The sequence below is a fragment of the Amycolatopsis thermoflava N1165 genome (assembly GCF_000473265.1).
GTDB classification, from domain to species: domain Bacteria; phylum Actinomycetota; class Actinomycetes; order Mycobacteriales; family Pseudonocardiaceae; genus Amycolatopsis_E; species Amycolatopsis_E thermoflava.
Genome location: NZ_KI421511.1, coordinates 2,982,637 through 2,996,207, shown reverse-complemented (window position 1 = coordinate 2,996,207; position 13,571 = coordinate 2,982,637). Strand labels below are relative to the sequence as shown.

Here is a 13,571-nt window from a genome sequence, read left to right as displayed (position 1 = left end):
AACAGGCCACATCCTCGTCGTGGACGACGACGAGACGGTGCGCGACGTCGTGCGGCGCTACCTCGAAGCGGGCGGCTTCACCGTCGAACTCGCCGGGAACGGCGACGAGGCGCTGCGCCGCTTCGCCGGGCGCGAACCCGACCTGGTCGTGCTCGACGTGATGATGCCCGGCATGAGCGGCCTCGAAGTCTGCCGGCGGATGCGGGAACGCACCGCGGTGCCGGTCGTCCTGCTCACCGCGCTCGGCGAGGAGGAGGACCGCATCGCCGGCCTGCGCCTGGGCGCCGACGACTACGTGACCAAACCGTTCAGCCCGCGCGAACTCGCGCTGCGGGTGATGTCGGTGCTGCGCCGGGCGCGGCTGCCCGCGCGCGAACCGGCGCCCGACGTGCTCACCGACGGCGGCCTGCGGCTGCGGCTGAGCGCGCACCAGGCGACCCTCGACGGGCGGCCGCTGTCCCTGACCACCCGCGAGTTCGACCTGCTCGCGTTCTTCCTCGCCCAGCCCGGCACCGCGTTCTCCCGCGAAGAACTGCTGGAGAAGGTGTGGGGCTGGAACTTCGGCGACCAGTCCACCGTGACCGTCCACGTGCGCCGGTTGCGCGAGAAGATCGAGGACGACCCGGCCAGGCCCACGCGGATCGCGACGGTGTGGGGTGTCGGCTACCGCTACGACCCGGTGCGGCCATGATCGAACCGAGCGAACCGTGGCGGGACATGCTCCTGCACGCCTGGCACATCCTGCCGGTGGCGCTGCTGTTCGCCCTGCCGGTCGCGCTCGCCGGCGGGCTGGTCCTGTACGTCCTGCGGCGCCGCTCGCTCGCGACCACGCTGACGGTGCTCGTGCTGATCCCCGTGCTGTCGACGCTGACCGGCGTGCTCGGCGTCAGCGGTTTCATGTTCACCCCGGCGATGACCACGATGGTGCTGGTGTGCCTGCTCGTCGGGCTGGTCACCGTGCCGGCCGCGATCGTGCTGGGCCGCACCATCGCGCGGCGCACGGTGTGGGAGCGCGAGGCGCGTGAGCGTGAGCGGATGGCCGAGGCCGCGCGGCGCGACCTGGTGGCGTGGATCAGCCACGACCTGCGCAGCCCGCTGGCCGGGATCCGGGCGATGGCCGAGGCGCTCGCCGACGGCATCGTCTCCGACCAGCGCGAGGTCGCCGGTTACGCGCAGCGCATCAGCGGCGAGAGCGAACGGCTCTCCGGCATGGTGACCGACTTGTTCGAGCTCTCCCGCATCACGGCGGGAGCGCTGCGGCTGTCGATGTCGGCGGTGCCGCTGCGGGACGTCGTGAGCGACGCGGTCGCCACGCAGGCGCCGATCGCGCGGCGGAAGCAGGTCTGCGTGCGCGCCGAGTCCGACTCGTGGCCGGTCGTGTTCGGCAGCGACCCGGAACTGGCGCGGATCGTGCAGAACCTGGTCTCCAACGCGATCCGGCACACGCCACCGGACGGCACGGTGTCCGTGCGGGTGGCCGTCGAGGGCGGCGACGCGCTGCTCGCCGTGGACGACGGGTGTGGCGGCATCCCGGACGACGAGCTGGCCCGGGTGTTCGACGTCGCCTTCCGCGGCACGGCGGCCCGCACCCCGGACCCCTCCGGCGCGGCGGGCGCGGGACTGGGGCTGGCGATCACGAAGGGACTCGTGGAGGCGCATCACGGCCGGATCGGGGTACGCAACCACGGCGCGGGCTGCCGGTTCGAGGTCCGCCTCCCGCTCGCCGCGCACTGATTCTCAGGCACGCAGCGGCGCGGCGGCGAAGGCCGCGATCCCCTCGGCGAAGGGGATCTTCGCGGTGAACCCCAGCAGTTCGCGGGCGCGGGCCGGATCGGCCACGACGTGCCGGACGTCGGCGGGTCGTGCACCCCCGGCCACCACCGGGGGCGGCCCGCCGAAGGCCAGGGCCAGTTCGGTGGCCAGGTCGCCGACGGTGTGCGGGGTGCCGGAGCAGACGTTGACCGGAGCCAGCTCGCCCGGCGCGCCCGGAGTGGTCAGTGCCCGGAGGTTCGCTTCGGCGACGTCCTCGACGTGCACGAAGTCCCGCCGCTGCCGCCCGTCCTCGAGGACGGTGGGAGCCTCACCGCGTTCCAGAGCGGAGCGGAACAGCGCCGCGACGCCGGCGTACGGGGTGTCGCGCGGCATCCGCGGCCCGTACACGTTGTGGTAGCGCAACGCCCACACGCTGCCCCCGGTCTGCCTCGCCCAGGCGGCGGCGAGGTGTTCCTGCGCGAGCTTCGTGGCCGCGTAGGTGCTGCGCGGCCGCAGCGGCGCGTCCTCCGGCACGAGGAGCGGTTCGAGGTCGGCGCCGCAGCGCGGGCAAGGCGGCTCGAACCGGCCGGCATCCAGCGCTGCCGGTGTGCGAGCGGCGGGGTCGACCAGGCCGTGGGCCGGGCACCGGTAGCGGCCTTCCCCGTAGACGACCATCGAGGAGGCCAGCACCAGCCGCCCGACCCCGGCAGTGTACATCTGAGCCAGCAGCACCGCGGTGCCGTAGTCGTTGTGCCACGCGTAGAGCGGAGCGTCCGCCGGATCGAGCCCATGCCCCACGACGGCGGCCTGATGACAAACCGCGTCCACCCCGTCCAGCAGATCACGCACCAGCCCGGCGTCCGTGAGAGTGCCCCGAACGAACCGATGCCCCGCGAGGTACGCCGGCACCGCATCGCTGTCGTGCGCCTGGGGAAGGAGATCATCGAGCACCAGAACGTCATGCCCGTCGGCGGCCAGCAGATCAGCAACGCACGAGCCGATGAACCCAGCGCCCCCGGTGAGAAGAACCCGCATGGCGGCCACCCTATGGCCGCCCCACCCATCGCCCACCTGCCGCGACGCACTCGTCAGATTTCGGTAATGCCGGGATCGCCTCGCTGCTCCGCGAGCGATCACGGGCAGTGAGGCTGAACCCGGTAGGTTCGTGTCGGGAGGCTGAATGATGGACAACGCCAGCCGGCTGGCCGACGTGATGCGGCGGCCCGGCATGTACGGCATCGCTACTGTGGAGCACGCGATGATGTTCGTCGGCGGTTTCGACGCCGCGACGGAGCTCCCGGGAAGTTCTTTCCCGGGTTCGAGCCTCGTGGTTCGTAACCGGCGAGGGTCTCAGCCGGACACGGCCTGGTCCGGCAGCCTGACCGACATGGCGTGGTGGAACACGTCCCGCGGGTCCCAGCGTGCCTTGACCTGCTGGAGCTTCCGGTAGTTGTCCTTGTAGTACAACGTGTGCCAGGCGACTCCGGACCTGTTCCACTCCGGATCGGTGGTGTCGATGTCCGGGTAGTTGATGTAGGAGCCGTCGTTCACGCTGTTGGGTACCGGCACACCGCCGGTGTCCTGGTACATCGCGCGGTACCAGCGCCGGATCCAGTCCAGGTTCGCCTGCTCGCCGTCCGGGTCGGTCCAGGTGACGGTGTAGATCGCCTTCATGATGCTGTCCCGCTGGGCCAGTGCGGTCGCGTCCGGCGCGACGGTGTTGACCCTGCCGCCGTAGGGCACCAGCAGCAGCACAGCCCGCTCGTTGCGGTGGTCCGTGCTCGTCAGGTAGCGGTAGGCGGTGCCGATCTGCGCATCCGTGAACCGCTTGCGCAGGTAGGCGGCTTTCGCCTTGAACATCCCGGATTCGTCTTCCTGGCTGAGCGATCCGGCCTGCACCGCCGCCAGCCACGGCAGCCGGTGCGGCGGCTCCACCGTGATCGTGCCCCGGACTCCCGCGGTGATCTCCTGGAGGTAGTCGCGCAGCAGCCGGTCCGCGTCGGGCAGGCTTCCGTCCATTGTGGCCACCATGATGAACGCGCCGGGGTCGGCGCCGCTGTTGCGCCGGGTGATCAGCATCGGGCTGAAGAGGCTGGCGTAGGGCGAGTCGGGCGCGCTGTGGCGCTCGTGCCATTCGCCGTAGTTGCGCAGCAGCCGGTGGAACGACTCCTCGGTGGTGTCCTGCCAGCGCCACCCGATCGTCGCGCCGAGTGTCACCGCGGGTGGTTTCGGCAGCAGGCGGGCGGGATCGTCACCGGTCGCGCCGGGCGAGCGCATCCAGTACCGCGTGACCACGCCGAAGTTCCCGCCGCCGCCTCCGGTGTGCGCCCACCACAGGTCCCGGTTCTCGTCGTCCTGCTCGCGGGTCGCGACCACTGCGCGTGCCCGCCCGGACCGGTCCACGACGACGACTTCGACCGCGTACAGGTAGTCCACGACCGAGCCGAGACTCCGGGACAGCGGGCCGTAACCGCCACCCTGGATGTGCCCGCCCGCGGCCACGCCGCCGCACTGGCCGCCGGGGATGGTGACGCCCCAGCCGAGGTAGAGCCGCTCGAACACCTCCCACAGGGTCGCGCCCGGCTCGATCATGAACGCGTTGCGCCGCCGGTCGAACGTGACCTGCCGCATCGCGGACAGGTCGATGATCACCTCCGCGCCGTCGCCGACGAAGTTCTCGTAGCAGTGTCCACCACTTCGCACGGTCACCCGCTTGCCCTCGCGCGTCGCGTCCGCCACCGCCCGCACCACCTGCTCGGTAGTCGTGGGCAAGCGGAAGGAACCGGGACGCGGGAAGAACCGCTCGCTCGTCCGGCGCAACACGAGGTCTTCGTAGCGGGGATCACCCGGCTTGATCGTGACCGGTTCCGGCGCCTGACCGAGCGGAATCCCGTCCGCCTTCGTCGGTCCGACCAGTGCCGCACCGCCCAGTGCTGCCGTGCCGGCGAGAAATCCACGACGTGTTGGCATTTCCGTTCTCCCCACTGGTTTTCCACTGTCCTGAGAGGAACGTTAGGGCCGGCAGGGCCGGTCGAACCACAGGTACGGACCAACCGTCAGGAAACCCCTCAGCCGTCCGTCAGGTTCGCGGCAGCCCGGCCGGACGTGGTGTGATGGGCAACGTGGACAAGGTTCTCGTGGTGGACGACGACCCGGGCTTGCGCGAGCTGCTGTTGTCCGCGCTGCGGTTCGCCGGGTTCGAGGTCGAGGCGGCCCGCGACGTGCCGGCCGCGCTGGCCGCGATCGAGGCGCGCGCACCGGACGCGATCGTGCTGGATGTGATGCTGCCCGGCACGGACGGGTTCGACCTGCTGCAGCTGCTGCGCTCGCGAGGCGTCGACGTGCCGGTGATGTTCCTGACCGCCCGCGACGAGCTGGACGACCGGGTGCGGGGGCTGCGCATGGGCGGCGACGACTACCTCACCAAGCCGTTCGACGTGGTGGAGGTCGCCGCGCGGCTGGAGGCGCTGTTGCGGCGCGCCCGCCGCGTGCCGTCCGCGGTGCCGGAGGGCGTGTTGTCCTGCGGCGACCTGGAGATGGACGAAACGAGGCACGTGGTGACCAGGGGCGGGCGCCCGGTCGAGCTGTCACCCACCGAATTCCGGCTGCTGCGCTACCTGATGATCAACTCCGGGCGGGTGGTGTCCAAGGCGCAGATCCTGGAACACGTCTGGCAGTACGACTTCGGCGGCGACGCGGGCGTGGTCGAGCGGTTCGTCTCGAACCTGCGCCGCAAGATCGACTTCGGCGGCCCGTCGCTGATCCGCACCGTGCGGGGCTTCGGGTACAGCCTGCGTGCGGAGCAGAGGTGAACTGGCGCTCCCGGTGGCGGCCCGCCCTCGTCGCGCTGGTCGCAGGCCCGCGCGCCGCCGTGCTCAGCGCCAGGCTGCAGAAGGCGTACGACGCCCAGCAGCGGGCGCAGGACCGGCTGCGCAGCTTCGTCGCGGACGCCAGCCACGAACTGCGCACGCCGCTGACGACCATGCACGGCTGGATCGACCTGTACGTCCAGGGCGGGCTGCGCGACCGCGACGAGCTCGACCACGCCATGGCGCGGATGCAGGCCGAGGTGGGCCGGATGCGGCTGCTCGTCGACGAGCTGGCGCTACTGGCCCGGCTCGACGCGGCCCAGCCGCTCAACCGCACGCCGGTGGACGTGGTCGAGCTGGCCGGCGAGGTGGTGGACGACGCCCGGATCGTCAGCGGCGACCGGAAGATCACCCTGGACGGAGCGGCGGAAGCGGTCGTCGACGGCGACGGTCCGCGCATCCAGCAGGTGCTGCGCAACCTCGTCGGCAACGCGGTGCAGCACACCCGGCCCGGCACGCCGGTCACCGTCACGGTCAGTTCCCGCGACCGCGACGTGCTGGTCGCGGTGCGGGACGAGGGCGACGGGATCGCGCCGGAGCACCTGCCGCACGTGTTCGAGCGCTTCTACCGAGCCGACCCGAGCCGCAGCCGCGACGGCGGCGGCTCGTCCGGGCTGGGCCTGGCCATCGTCGAGGGAATCGTGACCGCACACGGCGGCACGGTCGACGTCACCTCGACGCCTGGGCAGGGCACCACGGTCCGGGTCACCTTCCCCGTCGACAGCTCCGCCTGAACTTGTTCACCGCAGGGTGCCGAGCGCCTCCGCGACAGGTCGTCGCGGATCGTACGCGGCCCAGCCCGGGTCCCCGGTCCGGGCGAAGGAGACCCAGGTCCCGTGCACCCGGGCGGCGAGGCCGTCCGGGACGGCATCCGGGCCGAGCAGGCCGGTGTCACCGTGCAGCCACGGCTCGTCGGCGATCTCGAAGACGAACGGCAATTCGACGGTGTGGGCGGCGCCGAGCCGTCCATTCAGGGCGGTCGAGCGGTACCCGAACGAGTAGACGTGGGTGCGGCCGCCCGAAAGCCGTGCATGGGCTTGCGCCAAGCGTTGCGTCCCGGTCCCGAACAGGGCCTGCCCGAGCAGTGCCGAGCGCAGTTCGCCCGGGGTCGCCTCCGGTAGCGCGGCGAGCGCAGCCTCCGGGTGCGGGTGCACTTGCGCGGCGAGGGCGCGCACGTCCGCCTCCGTGGTGGTCTCCAGAGTGCCCTGCGGCACGAGGTAGAGGTGGCCTTCTTCGGTGTTGGTGCCGATGAGCAGGTCGACGTCACGGGCCGGGCCGTCGGCGAGAGCGTCGGCGGGCTGGACCGCGCGGACGACGCTGAACGGGCTGAGGCCGGCCAGCGGGTCCGTGGCGGTGCTGGTGCGCAGGTCGAGTCCGGTCAACGCGGGCAGGACCGCCACGAAACGCTCGTCCGGGATCGCGGCGAACGCCTCGGCGGTAGGTTCGGCACCCAGCGCGGCAGCTGCCGCGGTGGTGACGCGTCGCGCCTGTTCCGGGGTGAAGGCGCCGGTTCCGCTGCCGCTCTGCATGATCGCCCGCCGGAAGAGGCCGCCCGCTTCCGGCGTCGCGAGCAGCGTTCCGACGAGCGTGGCGCCCGCGGACTGGCCGCAGATCGTGACGTTGTCCGGGTCGCCACCGAATGCCGCGATGGTGTCGTGGACCCAGCCGAGCGCGGCGAGCACGTCGAGCAGCCCGCGGTTGGCCGGAGCGCCGTCCAGGTCGAGGAACCCGGGGATGCCGAGGCGGTAGTTCACCGTCACGAGCACGATGCCGTCGCGGGCGAACGCGCGGCCGTCGTAGAGCGCGGCGCGGGTCGAGCCGGTGACGAATCCGCCGCCGTGCACGAAGACCAGGACGGGGCGCTTGTCGCCGTCCGCGGCGGGGGTGCGGACGTCGACGGTCAGGTACTCCTCGCCCCGGATCCAGCCCGGCCCGAAGTACGGGGTCATGTCGAGCTTGCCGAAGTCGCGGGCGGGTTGGGGCGCGGTGGGCGAAGGCCGCGTGCCGTCGCGGACGCCCGGCCAGCCCGGGTGTGGCTCGGGCGCGGCGAACCGGCGGGCGCCGATCGGCGCCGCCGCGTAGGGGATGGCCCGGTAGAACTCACCGGAGTCGTCGCGGACGCCGCGCACGGCGCCCGCCGGGGTTTCCACCACCGGATCCGCGTTGCAGGTCACGGAAAAGACTTCCTTTCCAGGCGGGGTCAGGAGATGCGGGAGAAGGCCGCCCATTCCTTGATCGCGAACTTCGATCCGTCGCGCTCGACTACGGCGGCGCCCGCGCCGGCGAAGTGCGCGGGGAACACGAGCGCGTTGGTCTCGGCGGCGTGGCCGAGCAGCTTGTGCCGGGTGGCGCGGGATTCGGCCGGGTCCTCGCAGAAGCAGGAGTTGGTGTCCGGCTCCGGGATCTGCAGTGGGGTGTGCATCAGATCCCCGACGAACAGGGCCCGGTCGCCGCCGGACTCGAGGACGAGCACGGACGAGCCGGGGGTGTGCCCGGGGGCGAGATCGAGCCTCAGGTTCTTGTCGATCCGGTACGAGCCGTCCCACAGCCGGGTCAGGCCGGCCTGGTGCACCGGCGTGACGCTGTCCTCGAAGACGTTCTGGTTCCCCCGGCCGAACACGGTCTCGTTCTCGTTGGCGGGATTCCAGAAGTCGAAGTCCCGCTTCGGCATCAGGTACGTGGCGTTGGGGAAGGTCGGCACCCAGGCGCGGCCGTCGAGCCGAGTGTTCCAGCCCACGTGGTCGATGTGCAGATGGGTGTTGACGACGATGTCGACGTCCTCGGGTCGCACCCCGGCGGCGGCGAGGTTGTCGAGGTAGCTCGTGTGCAGCCGGCTCCAGACCGGGGCGTACGGCCGGTCCTTGTGGTTGCCCACACCGGTGTCGACGAGGATCGTGCGCCCCTCGCTGCGCAGCAGCCAGGACTGGATCGCCGACCGGCACTGGCCGGTGCCGGGGTCCCAGAAGTCGGGCGCCAGCCAGTCGCGGTGCTCGTCCCACGCGCCGTCCGGACTGTCCGGGAAGAACTCGTCCGGCCTCATCTCGACCGAACCGTAGAACTCCTTGACGCGGGTGACGGTGACCTCGCCCAGTGTGATCTGTTCGGGGTTGTGCTCCATGGCACCGAGTCTGGGAACGCGGGCGGGTGCGAACCACTCCTGCGTTGTCCTACCCCTCGCAGGGTGTGGCTGGGCGCCGGCCGTGCACCGGATACTGGGCGCATGGACGGACCTGGCCCACTCGGTGATTTCCTGCAGGCCCGAAGGGCGCTGCTGCGACCGGAGGACGTCGGCCTGCGCGACGTCGGCCCCCGCAGGCGGGTGGCCGGGCTGCGGCGGGAGGAACTGGCCCAGCTGGCGGGGGTCAGCGTGTCGTACTACACGAGGCTGGAACAGGGCTTGTCCCGCGGGGCCTCGGCCGAAGTGCTCGACGCGATCGCTCGCGCCCTGCGGCTCGACGACCACGAGCGCGAGCACCTCCTCCGGCTCGCCGAGGCCGCCCGCCGCGCCCCCCGTGCGCGCCGCCCCCGGCCCGAGAAGCTCGCCGACGAGACGCGGGACCTGCTGCGCGCCGTGGACGGCGTCCCGGCGCTGGTGCTCGGCAGGCGAACCGACGTGCTGGCGTGGAACGCGCTCGGGCACACTCTGCTGGCCGGCCACCTGGACTTCCACAGCCCGGACGACCCGGCGCGGCGGCCGAACATGACCCGGATGCTGTTCCTCGACCCGCACTGCCGGGAGCTGTACACCGACTGGAAGCGCAAGGCCCGCGCGGTGGTCGGGAACCTGCGGATCACCGTCGGCAAGCACCCGCAAGACCCGCTGCTCGCGGAGCTGATCGGCGAACTGACCATGCGGAGCCCGGAGTTCGTCGCGCTGTGGGGCGACCACCGCGTGGCACCGTGTGACGCCGCGTCTTACGAACTGCACCACCCCGTCGTCGGTACCGTGATCGTGACCCAGCAGACGCTGTCGATCGCCCGTTCGCCGGACCAGGTGCTCATCGTGTGCACGACACCTGCCGGCTCCCCGTCCGAAGAGGCGCTCACACTCCTGCGCCAGACGAGCAGCGATGCGCCCACCCGTGCTGCGGCGACCGCCGGTCCTGCGCCGGACCGCTCACCGCCTTCAGCTGGTACGGCGCACATCACGCGCCTGCCACTGGGATAGATCTGGACGCGGATCTACCGGCCGGACCAGTCGTTGCGCACCTGCGACCTGGGCGGTGACCGGGGCAAGGTAGCTGGTCGCGGTGAAGCTGCCGTCTGCGTTGTACTTCCACGGGCCGAGGTCTTTGCCCCCGCCGGGGGCAGCAGTTCGCGGTAGGTGGCGATCATCGACTCGAGTGTTTCGTCGGTGTGCTGTCAGGGGTGTCGAGCAGATGCGCCCGACTGCCGCAACAGCTGGGGCTCCGCTGGTACCGCTGCTGGTCCGTAACCCTGGTGGTTCGCGTTCACAAATGGCGTCTTCTGGGAGCCATGCGACGGTTCGTCCGGCGTCGGCCTCTCAATCCTGGCGAACCGGCATTGTCCGGACCTCGCCGCGCCACGTACCGGACGAGATCATCGCGGTTCCGGGCATCCCGCACACGCGAACGGGGAAGAAGCTGGAAGTGCCGCTCAAGCGGCTGTTCCGAGGAGAGGACGCGCAATCCGTTCTGGACCCGGCCAGTGTCGACGACCCTGGGCTCGTCGCCTGGTACTCCCAGTTCGCCAGCCGGCGTAGAGCACACCTGGACGGAATCCACGAGTAGCGGTCGCGCGATTCGCGGCGTCAGGTATCCGGCGAACGAGGAAAGGTCCGTACCCCAGTTGCGCCCGCTCGCTGCGCTCTTGGTCAACGTCAATCTTCTCTGCCCCATCCGGCTGATCGCCGCTTTCACCGAACAGCTTCAAGCCCGCCCGCCGCAACCATCCTCAACGTCTCCTCTGGTGTCGCTTCCGTCCTCAGCATGTGCAGACCCAGGCCGCCTTGAACCTCCGCCAGTCTCCGATTCTGCCCGCGACCGGTGCGAAAAGTGGACAGACTTGAGCGAAGAACGGCTCGTCGGGCCGTGGCGCTCCGCCCTAACGTGATCGGCACCGGATCCGGTCGTGAACCGTGACGCGGACACCGGCCGAATGTCAGAGTGGACGGAGAATCAAGTGGTCAAGTCTTGGCTCTTTGAGATTTTCAGCTACCCGTACGATCCCGACCCTGCGAAGTTCGACCCGCAGTTGTGCAAGGATCTCTACGATTGGAAGCTGGAATCGTGGGTCGCCGCCGAGGACCTCGGATTCGACGGGGTCTTCTTCTCCGAGCACCACTTCACGCCGTACAGCATCAGCCCCTCGCCCAACCTGCTGGTGGCGACCCTGGCCCAGCGGACCAGCCGGATGAACATCGGGGTGATGGCGAACATCACCGCGTTCCACAATCCGCGCCGGCTTGCCGAGGAGGGCGCGATGCTCGACTACCTCACCGGCGGCCGGCTCGAGGTCGGCCTGGGACGTGGCGTGGACGAGCCCGAGTTCATTCGCGAAGGCGTCAAAATGGAGGAGACGCGCGCCCGGTTCGAGGAGTCCGTCGCGCTCATCCAGTCTGCCTGGACGGAACCCACCTTCACCTTCAAGGGCGAGTTCTACAACTACGACAACGTGAGTCTCTGGCCTCGGCCCTTGCGGTCCGAGCTGCCGATCTGGGTCACGGCGCTGAGCCCGCAGACCGTGAGCTGGGCGGCCCGGCAGGGTTTCCGGTTCACTTCGGTCTTCTCGCCGACCGACAACATGCGGACGATTTTCGAGCAGTACAAGAAGGCGGCCGCGGAAGCCGGTCGTGAAGCTGAACCCACCGACATGGGTGTGTGCCGCAACGTGTTCATCGCGGACTCCGAACAGGAGGCGCGCGATCTTGCCGAGCCCGCCTTCGACGCGCTGTTCGCGGCGTTCAAGGAAGCGGCTGTGTTCCACGACCTCGACAACGTGCCCGCCGGCTACGAGCACTATCAGTCCTTCTTCCGCCCCTTCGCCGGGGAGGACGTGTCGTTCGACGCTCTCATCGACATCGGGGCGATCTGCGTGGGGAGGCCGGAGACCGTCCGGGACCAGATCGTGAGCCAGATGGAGCACATCGGCTGCGGGAACTTCCTCAACTGGGGGTCGTTCGGCACCCTCACCAAAGAGCAGACGATGCGCTCCTACCAGCTGTTCGGCGAGCACGTGGTGCCGGCTCTGCGCTCCCTGAAGGTGTAGTCGTGACGTCCGAGCTGGCCTTGTGCTGCATGTCGCACACGCCGTTGCTGGGGTCGGGCGACCCGGGCGAGTCGGTCGTGCAGCGGGTCGACGGCGCTCTCCGCGACGCCAGGCGGTTCGTGGAAGCTTTCGACCCGGACCTCGTCGTCATCTTCGGCCCTGACCACTACCAGGGCTTCCGGTATGAACTCATGCCACCGTTCTGCGTCGGGTTGTCGGCTACAGCCATCGGCGACTACAACACCAGTGCCGGTGAGCTCGACGTGCCACAGGCACTCGCCGACGATCTGGTCGTCCACCTGCTGGCGGCGGATCTCGACGTCACTATGTCGGAGAAGATGGTCGTCGATCACGGCATCGCCCAGCCGCTGGAGAACCTGTTCGGCTCGAGCGCGGCCAAACCCGTGATCCCTGTCTTCATCAACTCGGTCGCCGAGCCGCTGGGACCGCTGCGCCGGATCAGGCGCCTCGGCGCGGCGGTGGGCGAGTTCGTCCGGGACTTGGATCAGAAGGTTCTGCTCCTCGGCTCGGGCGGCTTGTCACACGATGTGCCGGTCCCGCGGCTGCGGCAGTCTCCACCGGAAGCTGTCGCCTACATTGTGGACAAGCGCCGAACGCCCGAGGAGCAGAGGGCGCGCGAGGAGGCGGTGTTTCAGGCCGGCCAAGCCTTCGCGCGGGGTGAGTCCTCGCTGCTGCCACTGAACCCTGATCTCGACGAGCAGATCCTCCGGCAGTTCGAGAAGGGCGACCTGTCCTGGTTCGACGCGATGAGCGTCGAGTGGCTCGGCAAACAGGGCGGCAGTTCGATTCACGAAGTGCGCTCGTGGATCGCGGCCCATGCCGCGCTGCAAACCGCAGGGCCTTACCGGACCGAGTCTTCGTTCTACCAACCGGTCCCCGAGTGGATCATCGGCTTCGCGGTGACCACCGCGCGACCACGAGAAACGACCAGGTGAGAGAATTGATTGAGAAAGAAGAAGTCGTCCGGACCGACGACGGGCCGATGACGGTCACGGTTCGCCATCCCGACGACAGTGGCCCGTTTCCCGTGGTCATCGTCTACCACGACGGGCCGGGGCTGCGTGCGGACATCCACGACGTCAGCCGCAAGTTGGCGGGCGCCGGCTATTACGCTGTTCTGCCGGATCTCTACCACCGGCTCGGTCGTCAGATTTCCTTCGACCTGGCCGGTATCGGTCAAGGGCCGGGGTCACCGGAGTTCGACCGGCTGATGGCGGCGGTCACCTCGCTCACTGATGACATGGTGCTCGCCGACACGGCCGCGATGCTGGAGGTCACGGCGAAGGACCCGGCCGCCGACATGAACGCCAAGGCCGCCATGGGGTTCTGCATGGGCGCGCGCTTCACGCTGCGGTTGCTCGCCGCCGACCCCGCGCGATACGCGGCAGGCTCGGCGCTGCACCCGTCGAACTGCGTGACGGATGACCCGGACTCGCCCCATCGAAGCGTCGGGAAGATCTCCGCCGAGCTGTTCGTCGGACTCGGCGCGGCCGACAAGCTTTCCCCGCTCGAGCTGAACAAGCCGCTGCGGGACGAGCTGGGGAGGCCGCCGGTGAAAGCGACTGTCGAGATCTTCGACGGCGCCGATCACGGCTTCATGTTCCCGCAGCTGCCTGCCTATCAGCAGCACGCGGCGTCCGTTTCGTGGGACCGCACGCTCGAGTTGTTCCACCGAACCCTGGGGAAGAGGTAGCGCCGATC

Annotated in this window: 12 protein-coding genes; 8 read left to right on the top strand and 4 right to left on the bottom strand. The window is 70.0% G+C overall.

Annotation, left to right across the window (positions count from 1 at the left end; genetic code table 11):
• Positions 1–19 precede the first annotated feature (19 nt).
• Complete coding sequence (locus AMYTH_RS0115020) at positions 20–691, top strand: response regulator transcription factor (RefSeq protein ID WP_037322550.1); 672 nt, start codon at positions 20–22, stop codon at positions 689–691.
• A complete protein-coding gene (locus AMYTH_RS0115015; protein ID WP_027931015.1) occupies positions 688–1,734 on the top strand; it encodes a sensor histidine kinase in 1,047 nt (348 codons plus the stop codon). Before AMYTH_RS0115020 ends, AMYTH_RS0115015 begins: the two co-directional genes overlap by 4 nt.
• Positions 1,735–1,737: 3 nt before the next feature.
• Here AMYTH_RS0115015 and AMYTH_RS0115010 read toward each other — a convergent pair whose 3' ends face one another.
• Together AMYTH_RS0115010 and AMYTH_RS0115005 are read right to left on the bottom strand one after the other, a co-directional pair.
• The gene (locus AMYTH_RS0115010; protein ID WP_037322549.1) at positions 1,738–2,787 is read right to left on the bottom strand and encodes an NAD-dependent epimerase/dehydratase family protein; all 1,050 of its coding nucleotides are present in this window, start codon (positions 2,785–2,787) and stop codon (positions 1,738–1,740) included.
• A gap of 315 nt (positions 2,788–3,102) precedes the next feature.
• The gene (locus AMYTH_RS0115005) at positions 3,103–4,722 is read right to left on the bottom strand and encodes an FAD-binding oxidoreductase (RefSeq protein ID WP_037322548.1); all 1,620 of its coding nucleotides are present in this window, start codon (positions 4,720–4,722) and stop codon (positions 3,103–3,105) included.
• A 143-nt stretch (positions 4,723–4,865) separates the two neighbouring features.
• On the opposite strand from AMYTH_RS0115005, the gene AMYTH_RS0115000 reads away from it, so the two are divergent.
• Positions 4,866–5,564, top strand: coding sequence for a response regulator transcription factor (locus AMYTH_RS0115000; RefSeq protein WP_027931012.1), 699 nt, complete (start codon positions 4,866–4,868; stop codon positions 5,562–5,564).
• Positions 5,561–6,355 carry a sensor histidine kinase gene (locus AMYTH_RS0114995; protein WP_027931011.1) on the top strand — a complete coding sequence of 265 codons (795 nt, stop codon included), beginning with the start codon at positions 5,561–5,563 and terminating at the stop codon, positions 6,353–6,355. The genes AMYTH_RS0115000 and AMYTH_RS0114995 overlap by 4 nt, the downstream gene beginning before the upstream one ends.
• 6 nt (positions 6,356–6,361) lie before the next feature.
• Here the strand turns inward: AMYTH_RS0114995 and AMYTH_RS0114990 are convergent, their stop codons facing one another.
• Both AMYTH_RS0114990 and AMYTH_RS0114985 read right to left on the bottom strand, forming a co-directional pair.
• A complete protein-coding gene (locus AMYTH_RS0114990; protein WP_027931010.1) occupies positions 6,362–7,795 on the bottom strand; it encodes a carboxylesterase/lipase family protein in 1,434 nt (477 codons plus the stop codon).
• Between the two features lie 26 nt (positions 7,796–7,821).
• Positions 7,822–8,739 carry an MBL fold metallo-hydrolase gene (locus tag AMYTH_RS0114985; protein WP_027931009.1) on the bottom strand — a complete coding sequence of 306 codons (918 nt, stop codon included), beginning with the start codon at positions 8,737–8,739 and terminating at the stop codon, positions 7,822–7,824.
• A 102-nt stretch (positions 8,740–8,841) separates the two neighbouring features.
• Between AMYTH_RS0114985 and AMYTH_RS44895 the strand changes: the two genes are divergently transcribed.
• From AMYTH_RS44895 to AMYTH_RS0114965, 4 genes are all read left to right on the top strand, one after another.
• Positions 8,842–9,789: a helix-turn-helix domain-containing protein gene (locus AMYTH_RS44895; RefSeq protein ID WP_084022595.1), complete on the top strand. Its 948-nt coding sequence runs from the start codon at positions 8,842–8,844 to the stop codon at positions 9,787–9,789.
• A 923-nt stretch (positions 9,790–10,712) separates the two neighbouring features.
• Complete coding sequence (locus AMYTH_RS0114975; RefSeq protein WP_228684776.1) at positions 10,713–11,849, top strand: LLM class flavin-dependent oxidoreductase; 1,137 nt, start codon at positions 10,713–10,715, stop codon at positions 11,847–11,849.
• Between the two features lie 2 nt (positions 11,850–11,851).
• Complete coding sequence (locus AMYTH_RS0114970; RefSeq protein ID WP_027931007.1) at positions 11,852–12,805, top strand: 3-carboxyethylcatechol 2,3-dioxygenase; 954 nt, start codon at positions 11,852–11,854, stop codon at positions 12,803–12,805.
• A complete protein-coding gene (locus AMYTH_RS0114965; RefSeq protein WP_027931006.1) occupies positions 12,802–13,563 on the top strand; it encodes a dienelactone hydrolase family protein in 762 nt (253 codons plus the stop codon). The genes AMYTH_RS0114970 and AMYTH_RS0114965 overlap by 4 nt, the downstream gene beginning before the upstream one ends.
• Positions 13,564–13,571 lie beyond the last annotated feature (8 nt).